This is a genomic window from Limosilactobacillus balticus (assembly GCF_014145615.1).
Taxonomy (GTDB): Bacteria; Bacillota; Bacilli; order Lactobacillales; family Lactobacillaceae; genus Limosilactobacillus; species Limosilactobacillus balticus.
This window is the reverse complement of the sequence record NZ_JACIVH010000074.1, coordinates 191623-205371: the sequence shown is the minus strand read 5'-3', so window position 1 is coordinate 205371 and position 13749 is coordinate 191623. Positions and strand designations below refer to the sequence as shown.

General features: G+C 35.2%; 20 protein-coding genes. 4 read left to right on the top strand and 16 right to left on the bottom strand.

All coding sequences use genetic code 11. The features are described from left to right. Positions 1–54: 54 nt before the first annotated feature. Positions 55–624 carry a hydrophobic protein gene (locus tag H5S10_RS09145; RefSeq protein ID WP_182589344.1) on the bottom strand — a complete coding sequence of 190 codons (570 nt, stop codon included), beginning with the start codon at positions 622–624 and terminating at the stop codon, positions 55–57. A 212-nt stretch (positions 625–836) separates the two neighbouring features. Between H5S10_RS09145 and H5S10_RS09140 the strand changes: the two genes are divergently transcribed. Continuing rightward, the gene (locus tag H5S10_RS09140) at positions 837–1271 is read left to right on the top strand and encodes a LytTR family DNA-binding domain-containing protein (protein ID WP_182589343.1); all 435 of its coding nucleotides are present in this window, start codon (positions 837–839) and stop codon (positions 1269–1271) included. Next, positions 1268–1714, top strand: coding sequence for a DUF3021 domain-containing protein (locus tag H5S10_RS09135; protein WP_182589342.1), 447 nt, complete (start codon positions 1268–1270; stop codon positions 1712–1714). Before H5S10_RS09140 ends, H5S10_RS09135 begins: the two co-directional genes overlap by 4 nt. A 7-nt stretch (positions 1715–1721) precedes the next feature. Here H5S10_RS09135 and H5S10_RS09130 read toward each other — a convergent pair whose 3' ends face one another. From H5S10_RS09130 to H5S10_RS10340, 11 genes are all read right to left on the bottom strand, one after another. Then, positions 1722–2648: a peptidoglycan recognition protein family protein gene (locus tag H5S10_RS09130; RefSeq protein WP_182589341.1), complete on the bottom strand. Its 927-nt coding sequence runs from the start codon at positions 2646–2648 to the stop codon at positions 1722–1724. Between the two features lie 275 nt (positions 2649–2923). Further along, complete coding sequence (locus tag H5S10_RS10345) at positions 2924–3115, bottom strand: alpha/beta hydrolase family protein (RefSeq protein ID WP_231796040.1); 192 nt, start codon at positions 3113–3115, stop codon at positions 2924–2926. Between the two features lie 9 nt (positions 3116–3124). Continuing rightward, entirely contained in the window at positions 3125–3799 is a 675-nt protein-coding gene (locus H5S10_RS09125) for an alpha/beta hydrolase (protein ID WP_231796039.1), read from the bottom strand. 111 nt (positions 3800–3910) lie between these two features. Beyond that, complete coding sequence (locus H5S10_RS09120; protein ID WP_182589340.1) at positions 3911–4318, bottom strand: flavodoxin family protein; 408 nt, start codon at positions 4316–4318, stop codon at positions 3911–3913. 73 nt (positions 4319–4391) lie between these two features. Next, the gene (locus H5S10_RS09115) at positions 4392–4568 is read right to left on the bottom strand and encodes a MerR family transcriptional regulator (protein WP_182586440.1); all 177 of its coding nucleotides are present in this window, start codon (positions 4566–4568) and stop codon (positions 4392–4394) included. Positions 4569–4663: 95 nt separating this feature from the next. Then, a complete protein-coding gene (locus H5S10_RS09110; RefSeq protein ID WP_182586441.1) occupies positions 4664–5674 on the bottom strand; it encodes a zinc-dependent alcohol dehydrogenase in 1011 nt (336 codons plus the stop codon). A 79-nt stretch (positions 5675–5753) separates the two neighbouring features. Beyond that, positions 5754–6263: a TetR/AcrR family transcriptional regulator gene (locus H5S10_RS09105; protein WP_182586442.1), complete on the bottom strand. Its 510-nt coding sequence runs from the start codon at positions 6261–6263 to the stop codon at positions 5754–5756. A gap of 94 nt (positions 6264–6357) precedes the next feature. Next, the gene (locus H5S10_RS09100; protein WP_231796038.1) at positions 6358–6849 is read right to left on the bottom strand and encodes a methylated-DNA--[protein]-cysteine S-methyltransferase; all 492 of its coding nucleotides are present in this window, start codon (positions 6847–6849) and stop codon (positions 6358–6360) included. Then, the gene (locus H5S10_RS09095; RefSeq protein WP_182589339.1) at positions 6827–7480 is read right to left on the bottom strand and encodes a nitroreductase; all 654 of its coding nucleotides are present in this window, start codon (positions 7478–7480) and stop codon (positions 6827–6829) included. The genes H5S10_RS09100 and H5S10_RS09095 overlap by 23 nt, the downstream gene beginning before the upstream one ends. 84 nt (positions 7481–7564) lie before the next feature. Beyond that, positions 7565–8179 carry an alpha/beta hydrolase family protein gene (locus tag H5S10_RS09090; RefSeq protein WP_231796037.1) on the bottom strand — a complete coding sequence of 205 codons (615 nt, stop codon included), beginning with the start codon at positions 8177–8179 and terminating at the stop codon, positions 7565–7567. A gap of 10 nt (positions 8180–8189) precedes the next feature. Continuing rightward, complete coding sequence (locus tag H5S10_RS10340; RefSeq protein ID WP_231796036.1) at positions 8190–8414, bottom strand: alpha/beta fold hydrolase; 225 nt, start codon at positions 8412–8414, stop codon at positions 8190–8192. 154 nt (positions 8415–8568) lie between these two features. Here H5S10_RS10340 and H5S10_RS10335 point away from each other — a divergent pair, with 154 nt between their 5' ends. Next, the gene (locus H5S10_RS10335) at positions 8569–8760 is read left to right on the top strand and encodes a TetR/AcrR family transcriptional regulator (protein ID WP_231796035.1); all 192 of its coding nucleotides are present in this window, start codon (positions 8569–8571) and stop codon (positions 8758–8760) included. A gap of 211 nt (positions 8761–8971) precedes the next feature. Here the strand turns inward: H5S10_RS10335 and H5S10_RS09080 are convergent, their stop codons facing one another. Beyond that, positions 8972–9511, bottom strand: coding sequence for a hydrophobic protein (locus H5S10_RS09080; protein ID WP_182589338.1), 540 nt, complete (start codon positions 9509–9511; stop codon positions 8972–8974). A 95-nt stretch (positions 9512–9606) separates the two neighbouring features. Then, positions 9607–10938: a dihydrolipoyl dehydrogenase family protein gene (locus H5S10_RS09075; RefSeq protein WP_182589337.1), complete on the bottom strand. Its 1332-nt coding sequence runs from the start codon at positions 10936–10938 to the stop codon at positions 9607–9609. A gap of 229 nt (positions 10939–11167) precedes the next feature. Between H5S10_RS09075 and H5S10_RS09070 the strand changes: the two genes are divergently transcribed. Next, on the top strand, positions 11168–12010 hold the full coding sequence (locus H5S10_RS09070) for an Rpn family recombination-promoting nuclease/putative transposase (protein WP_231796034.1): 843 nt from the start codon (positions 11168–11170) through the stop codon (positions 12008–12010). 104 nt (positions 12011–12114) lie between these two features. Here the strand turns inward: H5S10_RS09070 and H5S10_RS09065 are convergent, their stop codons facing one another. Both H5S10_RS09065 and H5S10_RS09060 read right to left on the bottom strand, forming a co-directional pair. Beyond that, positions 12115–12618 carry a GNAT family N-acetyltransferase gene (locus H5S10_RS09065; RefSeq protein WP_182589336.1) on the bottom strand — a complete coding sequence of 168 codons (504 nt, stop codon included), beginning with the start codon at positions 12616–12618 and terminating at the stop codon, positions 12115–12117. 9 nt (positions 12619–12627) lie between these two features. Next, the gene (locus H5S10_RS09060) at positions 12628–13191 is read right to left on the bottom strand and encodes a thiaminase II/PqqC family protein (RefSeq protein ID WP_182589335.1); all 564 of its coding nucleotides are present in this window, start codon (positions 13189–13191) and stop codon (positions 12628–12630) included. Positions 13192–13749 lie beyond the last annotated feature (558 nt).

The following is a 13749-nucleotide window of genomic DNA, read 5'->3' as shown; positions in this document are numbered from 1 at the left end:
TTTTTGGATTATTGATCATTCCTTCTCTCAATAGAAAATGGTCAGTGAAAAATACTAGTTTTTTCCTGACCGTTTTTTCTTAGCATATTTTTTCCACACTAATGCCTCTTTAATACATGGATAGTGACGAATAAGGATTAATGTGTACGTAGCAGTTGTAACCGTGAGCAATAGCCAAATTACCCACCCATTATCTGGCAAAAACTTAAAACGTTCTCGTAAAACTTCATCTAATAATTCAAATAACAGTCCTTTAAACGTCATTCTTAGCCCTAAGAGGTGATCTGTCGCAATTTCAACCATAAACACAAGGGTAAATCCATATAAATAAGCCCATCCACGCCGATATTTAAATATATGGTTACCATATTTATCTTTTTTCGCTGTCTTTACAATGCGAACGCTAAATGTTTGAAACCAGCCAAGCATGATGCCGATTAAAATTAAAACAATTGTAACCATCAAATGCCATTCCTGTTGCTCCGTAAAGATCGAAATAATGGTCATGACTAATGCATAAATCGGAATAATTATAAAACTAGTCTTAGTCACAGACTCAAATTGAAATGTTCCTTTAATAAAGTTATATAAAATCAGCAAACAAAAAATTATTAAGAGAGTCATTAACCATCCCTCCTAATATAAATATAGGATAGATTTTAATAACTCTCCACTATTACACTTTTAATAAGGCAAAGGAATTTTCTTTATAAAAAACTAACGACCAATAATTTAAGGAATTTTGCCATTTGCTGTAAAGTTTTGACCACTTATTACATATACAATGTAAGCAATGGCAAATCTAATATACTTAGATTAGAAAGGAAGTGAGAACTATGAAAGTAAACTGTCATATCGACCCTAATATTGAAGAGGAACACCTCGATTTATTTGTCCGTGAAATGAATCCCCAAATTAGCAACCTCCTAAAAAGTTTCACAAGCACTGAACCAGTATTATGGTGTTATGACGTAGGCCATATCATCCCCATTAAATTCCCTGATATCTTTGAACTAACTGTCGCTAAGACCGGTACTAAAATTTCAACAAAAGATCATACCTATTTTTATCGTGAACGGTTATCCCACTTCAAAAGCAATCTTCCGAATGACTTTATTGAAGCATCTGGAAGTACTATTTTTAATTACCATTACCTTGATCACCTTGAGTTATTAGATAATGGCTTGATAGATGCAATTTTAACGAATGGTAGCCATATTCAGATTTCGCGACGAAAAATCAAAAATTTGAAAGCGAGGTTAGGACTATGAAAAAATATATCAAATATACTATCGGCTTCTCAGCAATTGGGGTTCTAATTGGTCTAGCAATCTCTTTAGTTTTCAACTATCTTAATGGCAGTATTACTTACTACCCATCATCCCCTAATTTTGTTAACCAATTTACCCATCCCCTTAACAGCGTAACTGTTTCTGTTATTTTATGGATGCTAATTGGCTGTGTTTTCGGGTTTGGCAGTTTAATTTTTGAATTAAAAAATTGGTCACTGCTAAAGAAAACGATCATTAATTTCTGCGCTTATTATACTGGCTTTGCGCCATTAGCAATCCTATGCGGTTGGTTCCCATTGACTTGGATTAATTTTGCTATTTTCACGCTTATCTTTATTGTAATTTATGCCATAATTTGGAGTCTTAATTGGTATTCGATAAAAAAAGAGATCCGCTCAATTAATCAGCAAATCAAAAAGTAGTTTTTACTTACATTTCATTATAGTAAGCCTGCACTAGTTCAACAAAATCATTAATTGTATAGCTTGTATCAAATAACTTACGAGCCGATGTCGACCAATAAGAAACCGGGTCTTGGTGATCAGTTCCACCAAGATAACTTGAAACCATTGCGTGTGTCCAAACAGTTCCGCCACCGTCTTTGGTCCCCTTAGTCACAGGTAAATTATTCTGCTTTAAGATATAGGCTGTATAGTAAGCAGCGTTGCCAACCTCGTTTGCAAAAGAAGCTGCAGTATATTCATGTGGCATTTCAAACTGGACAAAGTATGGATTAGCATTTGGTCCTGCGCCTTCTGCCATATATTTTGTATCAGCGATATTCAAAATTTGCTGATTATCAATAAATGTATGAACAAAAACCTGCGTTGAACTATAATTTTGTTTCATATAAGATACTTCGCTATTGATTGTTGTATTTTCATTTCCAGTATCGTGAATTACGACCCCACGAGGATTTCCTGATGAAGTACTATACCCGCGTTGTTCAAATATACTTGAAATTTGTTTAGTAATTTTAGCATGAGGTAAGCCTGATTGATTAAGATAATTATTTATAGTATTATCCATTTTCAATTCTATATCAGTTGTCCTAACGAAATAGTTTTTACCGTTGTAGTTGATTCGTGCAAATGTTTCTTTATTTTTATTAGCTGAAGTCAAATAATAACGATTAACTTTAACTGTCACTTGTTCTGGAAGGCTAACCCGTTGAATTGCTGAAAGTGAATTATATACTTTTGCTCCACTATTCAATGTAGCTGTTTCATTAACCGAGTACGAATTGCTAACCTCTCTAGTAAAATGCGAGTGAAACCAAATAGTTCCAATAACTGCTCCAACAATGAAAATAAGTAATAAATATATTAAATTTTGTTTTCTTTTTCTCTTTGCCATACTAGCTATTGTAGCGAATAAATTTGAAAATTGTAGGAAGAAACTAATGATTTATAAGTAATGAAAAGAATCCCTTGTCATCATATAGGAAACAAGGGATTCCGCTATTTATTTACCAACCATTTTCTTGATGTAAACGATGAATTTGACTGTTTGTTTGAGCAATTCCGACAAAATACATCTTAAACCTTGTAGCAATCCGATTACGACTTCCATAAGTTGAGTTAATGGCTGCCGTTTGATTTGCATCAGCGCCTTTTAACTGTTGCCATACGTTAAGCCCCTAATTTCTTATTAAAGAATTCAAGCATATTCTTTGCTTCTTCCTTAACAAATTCAGGCTTCCAGTACGTCTCAATATGGTTAGCACCTTTAATGTAGATAAGTTGCTTATCATCTGTACCAGTGGCCTTCTTAAAGAAATCATCTGTCATGTAACGAGTATCAAAAATATCACCAGTCATCATTAAAAGCGGTTAATTCAACAGATCAGCTTGATTATCAACATCAAAAGTCATCAAACCTAATAAACTCATGGTAGTATAACGACTTTGCGCATTTGGATGATAATGAGTATCACCATAATATTGGACTCCATCACGGTATAATCCGGCAGGAATCTTCTCTAACTCTTCCTTAGTAAAGTGAGTCCGGCGGGTAAAAAGTTGACCAATGTATTCTACTTCACCGGTAGTCGCAAACTTTTCCCGTGCTTCAGATGCTTCAGTAAGCCGTTTTTGAATATTTGCCATATCCGCATCCTTGAAACTATTTCTTCTTACTCGACCAGTGTTAAACATACTGATTGTAACGACAGCTTTAATTTGCTTGTCAGACTTAGCTGTTTGAAGCGTATAGCCACCGCCACCACAGATACCAAGAGCACCAACACGTTGTGGGTCAACACCATTAACGGATAAAAGATAGTCTAAACTGGCAGGAAGATCTGTTTGGCGTGGCATCCCTTCACTAGCACCTTGATAAGCTGCATCATAGGCTAAACTAATATATCCAGCTTCAGCTAATTTTTGAGCAAATAGGCCAGATACTTGTTCTTTAACCCCGCCATTAGGATGAGCTACAACAATTGCTGCGTAGGTTTTATCTTTTGAATAATCTGCAGGCAGATAAAGATTAGCTACCGATTCCATCTTTATTACGGTAAGTAACTTGCTTTAAGTTAGCTTTTCCTGGGAAATTATCAGTAATTGCATCTGCATATACTAAACCAAATTTATTTGCCATCATAAATTCTTCCTTTCCTATATCTCTTGATAATCCATCCCTAAAACATTGGTAAAACGTCGTACAATATTCTTGGTAGGCCCTTCAGTCTCACTCGGATCAGCGTCCTGAACAAAAACACTAATCTTTTCCGGGTTATCCATCTGTGATAACCGCTCTAGCAACACTTTGAGGCATCCGCTCATCGCATGCCAATATACAGGTGTACCTAAAATAAGGTGCGATGCCTGTTGAATCTGATCAACAACTTCTGCAAATTGATCATCAGAGAAGGCTTGTCCAATTTGATAGATCTTATAATCAACTAGATTTAATTGTTGATAATGAGGTGTAGTAATAAGTTGTTTTCCAATTCGTGCTGTATTACCATTTCGATTCTGACTCGCATTGATAAATAGCACGTGATCATCAGTCAACTGTTTCATTTGCCACTCTCCTTTCAACAATCTTAGTATAGGTGTTAGAGTATACTCTAACGCAAGGAATAACTTTTAGATTTTATTTCAATTCCCCATTTAGTAATTTTTGAATGAATTCGGAGCGCTCATCTTGACAAGCTTCTAAGCTGTGAGTGCGTTCTGCTTTTTGATAATAATTGATTTTAACATCGATCGTTACTAATGCTTGCTGAAGCGTTTTAATCTGCTTTTGAATTTCTTTTCGTTGCGTTCCCATTGATTTCCTTCTCAATTTTGCTAATTTTGCTATTTAACCTCATTATATAAAAAACTATCTTTACCGAAAACGATAAAGATAGTTTCTCTTCCCTTTTAATATTTAATTTGTACGTTCAGTGCATGTTGCGGATCAGCTGCTGATTTAATAGCCGACACTAACTTTTCCCAAGGATAAACCTTAGTAACCATCTTTTTAATTTGTCCCTGATTTGCAGTTAAAATGTCAAATACCGTTTTAACATCATCAGGTCGGTATCCACCTGACCCAATTATTGCTTGAGAAGCAAAGGTTAATCTCAACAGATCTATTTGTTTTGGCTGCTTATCAACGCCGACCAAAACAATACGACTGTCAACAACAGTACTATCAAGAAAAGTTTGTAAAATTTCTGACGCTCCCACCGCATCAATTGTAATATCTATTTGCGGTTGGTTGCCGACTAAGCTTGTCCCACGGCCAAAATAAGCAAGTTGTTTAGCTTTTAAGCCTTCATTAGCTGAATTAACCGTCTCAAAACCAAACTCTTTTGCCAAGGATAGACGAAAATCACTATGATCAACAATCATAATCTTTTGGCAACCAAAATATCTTAATGCAAACGCTGCTGCCATTCCAATAGTGCCCGCTCCATAAACACAAGCAAAATCACCTTGACGAGGGTAAGCCCTTTTTACAGCGCGAGTAGCAACTGTGAACGGCTCAATCATTGCTGCTACTTCGTTTGATAATTCTTGGGGAACTAAATATAGATCATGATTTAATTGAGCATTCTTTATTAATAAGTACTCAGTAAAGCCGCCTAAGACCCCAGCTTTACTTGCGTCACCACTGGCATGTACCGGATAGGGATAAACTCGTTGACCGACCTTAAAATCCTTTACGTTTTTTCCAATGGCTGTAACCTCAGAAACCATTTCATGACCAAATTTTTCGCCAACTGATATTTTATGGCCAGTGCCCGGCCCATGTTGAAAAACAGCTACATCTGTTCCACAAATACTAGCATTTAGATTTTTAATTAAAACATCATTAGGACCAACTTGTGGCTTAAGTTTCTCTGTTAAATCAATATTCTCTTTTCCATAATAAAGAGCTGTTCTCATAGTCAAATTCTCCCTTTCTATTTAATTTTGAGTTTATTATAAAAAAGAATTAAGTGAAAAATAACCAACAATTTTCTGATTATTGTTGGTTATTTTTTAAACCTAAGGCTACTAATTTATTAGTTATTAGAGCATTAATCTCTTCTGGCGACTCTGGACATCCTAAGTTCAGCCATTTTCTAATAACTGCATTAACCGCTTGATGAATAAATACTCTATCATATCGATTGCTATTTGACGGATAAACTAGCCAATGCGAAAAATGATAGCTACTCGATAAGTTATCATCCAAGTGAAGATGAAAGAACAATCGATATGTCTCTTGATTATCAGCAATATTTTTTAGTAAGTGTAAAAAAGTTAAGGACCTTTTTTCAGAGAACAGCTTTTCATAATATTGAACAATATAATCTTGTAACTGACTAACCATATCGTTACAATCTTCATAGTTTGCATAAAAAGTAGAACGATTAATATCTGCAACTCGACAAATCTGACTTACTTTCAATTGTTCAACTTCTTTTTCTTTTAATAACTCGATGACCGCCTTTTGAATCTTTTTTCTTGCTGTCGGCATCTGTTTTTTCATCTAATCTATCCTTCCTATCATTGCTATCTTGTTTTAAAATCACTTAACAAAATAGCTACTCATTGATCGTTGCTTTTCAATAAGTAGCTATTCGCTATTGATTCTTGCTGTTTTCCATCATTAATAATCTCTTTTTACATTCTAAGCCACCACTATAACCCGTTAATTTCCCATTTTGTCCTAAAACACGATGACATGGGATAAAGAGTAAGATGGGATTCTTTCCAACAGCATTTCCTACTGCTCGTGGACTAGTATTAAGATTCTTAGCCAATCGTCCATAAGTTGTCGTTTCCCCATAAGGAATCTTTCTTAATTGTTGCCACACTTTTTGTTGAAAATCAGTACCAATCAAATGGAACTTAGGAAACGTTGAAGAAACATTTCCCAGGAAATAATCGTCTAACCATTTAATAGCAATTTTGATTACGGGGCTATCAGAAGTAGAACTATCTTTTCTCGCCTGTTCACAGAACTTTACACTAGTAATACCAAGCTCATCTGCTTGAAGCTTGATAGTCCCTAAAGGTGAAGAATAATTAACAGTAATAATCATTTTATTCCTAGTTAAAATGTAAAATTTCATCTACAGGACGACGCTCTGAATGATAGCTATTAATTGTCGTGCCAGCTTGATAACCAAGTGAAATTCCAACAATGAATCGCTCATCTTCTGGTACACCTAAAGTTTGGTGAAGAATTGTTGGAAAGCGGACACTATTATAAGTTGGAATCGTTCCCAAGCCATAAGCAGTTGCGGCTAACATGATATTTTCTGCAAATAAACCGGCATCAAAAATTGACCAATCCGGTGAAGCTTTGGGAATGGTAATGTAAAGAATGACCGGTGAATTATATAAAGTAATACTAGCATTTGTCATGTTTTCATGAGCTACATCAAAATTAGCAAAGTGATGAACAATCCCAGAACGCCACTGCTTCATGTTAGCTTGAGTTTGCGGAGCCCAATCTTCACGACTCATCACTGGCAAATCTGAATTTCCTTGTTTGCCGGCAATGTCTTGTTCGTGATAAGCATCTTTTATTTTTTGTAACGTCTCACCCATTGCACAATATACTTGCCACGGTTGCGAATTTACCCATGATGGAGCGCGTTGGGCTAATTCAACGATTTTGGTGATCGTCTTTTTTTCGACTGGTTTATCTGTAAATTGACGAATTGAATGACGTTGATTAATTGCATCTTGTAATTCCATTAGATGACTCCTCCTAAATCACATGCTCTTACTAAAGTTTAGCATATTTAGGTTTACTTTAATAAGATCTTGTATTCAGTAAACTTAATTATACTTTTGAATATGACTGGTAATTTCATGGCAAATTTTATTCTGGTTAAACTCCATAAACCAATGGCCAGTGTTAAGTTCTACAAATTCATAAGGTCCATTAACATAATCACGATTTTTATTTACACCACCACGAGCAATTGCTAAATCTTGATTACCCCAAATAAATTTAGTTGGAACTGTTACTGGCGTATAAGTAATTTGTGGCAATTTTAAGAGCGCTCGGTACCAATTAACCACAGCTGTTAAAGCACCCTTTTCTGAAAAAAGGTTTAAGTAAGTATCAATTGTAGCTTCAGGAAAGTCAGCCCATAATTTCCGTAAAATACGATAATTAAACGCTGATAACATTAATTCTGGTATATATTTATGCTGAAATGTATGAACGTAGTGTCCTTTTTTCTTCTGTATTGGATCATTATTCAGTGCCCATAAATAAGCCGGCCAATCAGGAACAGATAAAGCAGTCCAGGTTTTAATCAACTCAGAATAAAGAGTTGTAGTTGTCCAACCAACGACTGCGCCAATATCATGACCAACTAAAAGAAACTGTTTATTAAAAACCACTTTTCGTGCAATTTCAATAACGTCTTTAGCTAATACCTGCATTGCATAATTTTTATATCCTTGGGGGGCGAGCAGTTGATAAGTATCCTCTCTGATTTGGTGCAACAACTCGATATCCAGCTTTAGCAAGTCTTATCATTAATGGTTCCCACATCAATGAACTCTCAGGAAAACCATGTAAAAGAACAACTAGACTACCTCGATTACTCAATCCTGCAACACGAACTTCAAAAATTTGTTCATTTGCTTTAATTTTAATCATCTTAATTTCGTTCATGCTATTTCACTCCTTAATAATCATAAGCTATTATTAAGAGTAATAAATTTAAACAGAATAAGTTCGAACAATAGAAGGAGAAATGTCCATGAATAAACGAGAATAAGAAAGACAAGTTATTTTTGAATCACTAAAAATAGCATTATTAGAATTAATGGATAAAGAAACCCTTGACAAAATTGCTATTAGTAAATTAGTTGTTCGTGCCGGAATTGCTCGTTCAACCTTTTACCGCTACTTTTCTGACAAAGTAGACTTAATTCGTTTTTTAATTCAACAGGATCTTAACAATATCATCCAAAAACAATCAAAGAACGATTTCAGAAAAAATATATTCAAGAAGTAGGGCAATATCTACTAAAAGATAAGGATGCAATTGTTGCAATTGATAAAGCAGGCTTATCTCATATATACCTAGAAGAAATTAATAAACATTTACTGAAACGGTATCCTTATCGAATGACCATTGATGAAAAAATCAACTTATTTGGACTTGCTGGTGCTCAATACAATATTATCTTTAATCTTTTTGTAAAGAGGTATAAATGATAATGCCTTTATTTCTTTCGTCGCACTGCTTCTCTAATCTTGGGATAGCGAACCATTAAGCAGGCTCCATAAGTAAAACTAGTTGCCACATTTAACACCCATATGAACCAAGCGTTGTGACTGCGGAAAAAGGCGATTGCGGATAAGTCTTTTAGAACCTCTTCAAATAGTTCATGTGATACTTCCGTCGTGTCAATATGGGCCCCATAAAATACTTCAACACTGATTCCAATTGCAAATGAAACAAGCCAGCCCACAAGATACGGCCAATTTCTCTTAACCTTCAAAATCGGTCGCTGATGGGAATCTAGTTTGTTGGTATCCTTGATTTGCGTCTGACTAGCTTGAAGAAAACCAATTGAACCTCCGAGGATTAAGAGAATAATTGTAAGGCCAAATGCTGTTAAAGATCTAACGTTTTCTAAACTCAAGACCATCATAATTGCGGAATACACGGGGATAATTATTAGCTCAAATCGTGTTACCTTTTCATATTCAAAGGTTCCCTTAATAAATTTATAGATTAATAGAATTACAAATATAGTCATTGATAATACCCTAGCTTTTAAGTTTGTATTTGTATTGTACTATATAACAAAGAGGAAAAAATCTCTTCCGAATTCACAGAAGAGATTTTTATTACTTAAGGTAACAATCCAGCAACCTTATCGCCTAACGTTGGATAAATTGCCATTACTTTTTGGCGATACTCATCCCCATTAATCTTTAAACCAATAATTGGCAAGAAGTTATTAATATCATCAGCCGCGTAATCGCCAATTTCACTTGCTCCTACTAGTTGTTGATCTTTAAAGACTAAGGTAAGGGTACTAACTTGATCATTTTGACCAGCGTAAAGACTACTGTATTTCAGCGCTACTGTCTTTACTTGATATTGTGAGTCGTTAGCAACATCATCGGGATTAACACCAGCACGGGCAACCTCTGGGAATATAAAAGCCGCTTGTCCAATTGTTGGGTAAACAATATCTTGATCTGTTTTACCAGTTAAGTAGTCAAAAAGATATTGACCTTCAAATTCAGCGACCGGAGTTAATTTAGGTTGTTTCCGATTAACAACATCCCCAATTGCGTACACACCGTCAACCATTGTCATCAAGTGACCATCGACATTAATACCATGACGATCATACTTAATATCAGTGTTTTCCAATGCTAATTTTTCAATATTTGGATGGCGACCAGTTGCATCAAGAACATAGTCAGTCTGTATTTCCCCTTGATCAGTCGTAACAAGCAAGCCATCTTTCCCTTGACTTACTTTTTGGGTATCAGTATTAAAGCTAAATTTTATTCCCCGTTGCTGCATCGCATTAACTAGCGCTTCATCTTCCGCCCTTGTAAATTCACGAAGGGCGCGGTCGGAGTGAACAATGATTGTTACCTCAGCGCCAGCAGCTGCTACAAGGGTTGCTAACTCTAAGCCAACAAAGCCAGCACCGATTATCGTAATCCGTTGTGGAAGTTCTTTTAACGAGAGGAGGTCATAGCTGGTATGAAGATATTCTTTACCAGAAATATCCAGAATATTTGGCGTTTGCCCCGTCGCAATGATAATATGATTGGCCTGGTATTGGTGACCGTTTACAGTAATAGTATGGTTATCAACAAAACTTGCGTAGCCGTCTTCAATATCATGATTTTTCTTAATAATATTGCGAGTTTCATCTGGCCATGGATCGAACCGCTCAAGCTTAGTCTGCATTAATGCTTTCCAATCTAATTTTGCTGGTTGACTAATGCCTCGACCGAGAAGTTGCTGAGATTGGAGGACAGTCCGGGCAGCTCCTTCCAGAAAAATTTTGGGTTCACATCCATAATTAGGACAAGTACCCCCATATTCGAAGCCCTCGATTACCAATACTTTATGGTCAGTTTTAGCCAAAAGATTAGCCATTTTGTAGGCTGCTGGTCCCGATCCGATCAGAATATCATCATACTTTTTCATGTTCATCCCTCCAGATTCTTACATTATTGAATCAAGTGTAACTTAAATGATGGATAAGGTACAAAAAGTTTGCTTTGTAGTAAAAAAATATTAACCAAAAATCTATTAATACTAATTCTTCGTTGTTCTAAGCGAGGATTCAAAGTAAAGTAAGGAAGGCTAAATTTTTTGGTGCAAAAATAGATTATTTACGTATATATTCTTTTAGAAGCAAAAATTCTTAAGGAGTAAATTTATGAATAATCTATCACGCGAAGAACAAATTGCCTTAATCTATGACAAGTGGCAAAAGATAACAATTACTAGTGATCCAATGTTTGGACTAGTAATGCAAAATAAAGAAATATGCTTAGAGTTAATTAATAGGGCTCTGCCAAACCTTAAAGCAAAAGAGATTATCCAGTTAGACACCCAAAAAGATATTAGTATCGTTGGTGCCCATCGCGTTCGCTTTGATGTCTATGTCCGTGATGATAAAAATAATATCATTGTCATTGAGATGCAAGTTAATAACCAAAATAACTTACCAGCACGGTTGCGTTACTATCAAGAACAGATTGATCACGGTCTATTAAGACCTGGAGATGATTATTCAGTACTCAAAGACTACCCTACTTATGTTATTATGTTCTGCAATTTTGATTATTTTAAGCAGGGATGGGCACAATATGAATTTAATCTTACTTGCACTAGAGACCATAACCTGAAATTTGGTGATAATCGGACTGTCGTTATTTTTAATGCCCTTGCTAAAAACTTTGATAAAAGTGATGAACCGATTAAGAGTTTCCTTGCTTTAATGTGTAATCAAGGCGACAATAAGAGTAGATTTATTGCTCAAATTCAAGATGAAGTTGATAAAGTCAAACAAGATCCAGAAAGGAGAAATGGCTTTATGAAGTACGAATTAAATTTAATGGACACTAAAAGGGAAGCTAAAATGGAAGTTCGCAAAGAGGACATAAAAAAGTTAATTGACTCTCTCTACGAACTCAATATTAAACCAGAGATCGTTAAACAAAAAGTTACCGAAAAATACAACTTAACTGATGACGAATATGATAAGTTTCTCGGCTAATAAAAAGAGTGCGTACAAATGAACTTTATTTGTATTGCACTCTTGTTTTATTGATGGGGTTAACATTTAGTCATCGTACTTCAAAATGGTTAGTAAAATCTTCCCTATTTTTGGTATTGTAATAGATTAACTTTTTGTCCAAGAATGATTTGCTTTTGATATTTTCCGGTTTTTTGCCATCCTTTCCGTTTATAAAATTTAATTGCGGACTGATTTTCCTCTTCTACCCATAAGGCTGCATGGCTATACCCCAGTCTTACCAACCCTTGCATTGCTTCTTGCATCAAAGCTGTACCAATGCCTTTTTCATGATACTTAGTTAGAACATAAATACTCATTAATTCGCCGTAATCTTTAGGAAATTTTCCTATTTGAAGGGGTACTCCATAACTAATAAGTCCCACGATTTTATTTCCAACTAGGGCGATTAAGTTATGACGCCCCGTACTTCCCATTGCTTGTTGCCAAATTCGTTCATCTAGTTTTGCTAATTGGTCTGGCGGAAAAATTCCTTTATAGTTTTCCTGCCAACATTTCTTAACGACCAAACTTGCTTCTTTAAGCTGGTGATCTTTAAGAGGAATAATCTTAAAATAGCTATTTTGCATTTCTTCTTCTCATCTTTTTAGTTCCAGTGCTAATTGATCAAAGTCATTCTGTTTATTAAAACATTGATGTGGCCACTGTTCATGGTTATAGCACATTTTCCAATACATTAATTCATAGTCAGAGCTGAGATTAAAGGCTGTTTGCATTTGCTTTTTAGTTTCTGCGTCAGCCTGCTCTGCTAAATTATCTATTAACCCAATTAGTTTTGCATTGCTCTGTTGAAAAGTAGAACTAGCATATTGATCAATAAAGGCTTGATAAGTTGCTCTGGTATGATGAACAGATTCATTCATTCGTTTAAAACATTCAGCATAACTCCAATAGCAAGGCAATAAGCTGGCTACTCCTGCCTCAGGACTAACAAAATAGGTTTGATAATACATATGGTTAATGTACGCAGTAGTTGTCGGTGCTAAGGGAGTTACTGCAACGCTTCTATCTGTCACATTGACCATCTCAGCAACATTTTGCCGTTCCTTTATTTCGTTATCTTCGGGGTTAAGAACATCAATTAATATTGCAGTCATTTCAGTCGTTGGCATCTTTTTAGCCAAATCGTTTAACAACATCATTAATCCCGTCTCTTAATTCTTCACTAAAACCATTTAAATCTTCATCTGTAATTACCTTCTCTGATATTAACTGCAGTAAAGTTTGAAACATGGAGTTTTTCGATACCTCAACAATAACCCCCGGTGATTTTCTATCCGCCTTTATTCGTTTTTCCAGCTTCCAAAAAATATTAGATGGTGAACCCTCGCCATCTAATATTTTTTGTATTCTTGGTTAAGTCGATGCATATATCTTTCTTGCCATTCCGGGAGTAACTTGTTATATAATTGCCAGTCGCTTTTAGAGATATCATTCATTTCTCCTTACCTCGTTTTTACTTTAATTATACGATAAATTGCTTTATGTGCCTTATACTAACACCAAAGCCTACTTCCACCCCAACATGGAATCCACATTCAAAGATGATATTAAAGTTTACATAGCACTCAGTTCCTCAAATTTGAGTACTATTTTTAGTTAACCATAATTGCATTTCATATTCATATATTAACCACTTATCTTTCTATCAATCACAAATATTGTTTTTACTGATATATTTACACTATCAAATATATCAG

Bases quoted from the DNA above. Each gene is read 5' to 3' on its own strand.
- H5S10_RS09135 (WP_182589342.1), top strand. From the start codon at position 1,268: ATGAAAAAATATATCAAATATACTATCGGCTTCTCAGCAATTGGGGTT.
- H5S10_RS09110 (WP_182586441.1), bottom strand. From the start codon at position 5,674: ATGAGAACAGCTCTTTATTATGGAAAAGAGAATATTGATTTAACAGAG.
- H5S10_RS10340 (WP_231796036.1), bottom strand. From the start codon at position 8,414: ATGAACGAAATTAAGATGATTAAAATTAAAGCAAATGAACAAATTTTT.
- H5S10_RS09080 (WP_182589338.1), bottom strand. From the start codon at position 9,511: ATGACTATATTTGTAATTCTATTAATCTATAAATTTATTAAGGGAACC.
- H5S10_RS09105 (WP_182586442.1), bottom strand. From the start codon at position 6,263: ATGAAAAAACAGATGCCGACAGCAAGAAAAAAGATTCAAAAGGCGGTC.
- H5S10_RS09120 (WP_182589340.1), bottom strand. From the start codon at position 4,318: ATGAAACAGTTGACTGATGATCACGTGCTATTTATCAATGCGAGTCAG.
- H5S10_RS09075 (WP_182589337.1), bottom strand. From the start codon at position 10,938: ATGAACATGAAAAAGTATGATGATATTCTGATCGGATCGGGACCAGCA.
- H5S10_RS09145 (WP_182589344.1), bottom strand. From the start codon at position 624: ATGACTCTCTTAATAATTTTTTGTTTGCTGATTTTATATAACTTTATT.
- H5S10_RS10345 (WP_231796040.1), bottom strand. From the start codon at position 3,115: ATGATGACTGGTGATATTTTTGATACTCGTTACATGACAGATGATTTC.
- H5S10_RS09070 (WP_231796034.1), top strand. From the start codon at position 11,168: ATGAATAATCTATCACGCGAAGAACAAATTGCCTTAATCTATGACAAG.
- H5S10_RS10335 (WP_231796035.1), top strand. From the start codon at position 8,569: ATGGATAAAGAAACCCTTGACAAAATTGCTATTAGTAAATTAGTTGTT.
- H5S10_RS09125 (WP_231796039.1), bottom strand. From the start codon at position 3,799: ATGGAATCGGTAGCTAATCTTTATCTGCCTGCAGATTATTCAAAAGAT.
- H5S10_RS09090 (WP_231796037.1), bottom strand. From the start codon at position 8,179: ATGCAGGTATTAGCTAAAGACGTTATTGAAATTGCACGAAAAGTGGTT.
- H5S10_RS09100 (WP_231796038.1), bottom strand. From the start codon at position 6,849: ATGAAATTTTACATTTTAACTAGGAATAAAATGATTATTACTGTTAAT.
- H5S10_RS09130 (WP_182589341.1), bottom strand. From the start codon at position 2,648: ATGGCAAAGAGAAAAAGAAAACAAAATTTAATATATTTATTACTTATT.
- H5S10_RS09115 (WP_182586440.1), bottom strand. From the start codon at position 4,568: ATGGGAACGCAACGAAAAGAAATTCAAAAGCAGATTAAAACGCTTCAG.
- H5S10_RS09140 (WP_182589343.1), top strand. From the start codon at position 837: ATGAAAGTAAACTGTCATATCGACCCTAATATTGAAGAGGAACACCTC.
- H5S10_RS09065 (WP_182589336.1), bottom strand. From the start codon at position 12,618: ATGCAAAATAGCTATTTTAAGATTATTCCTCTTAAAGATCACCAGCTT.
- H5S10_RS09060 (WP_182589335.1), bottom strand. From the start codon at position 13,191: ATGATGTTGTTAAACGATTTGGCTAAAAAGATGCCAACGACTGAAATG.
- H5S10_RS09095 (WP_182589339.1), bottom strand. From the start codon at position 7,480: ATGGAATTACAAGATGCAATTAATCAACGTCATTCAATTCGTCAATTT.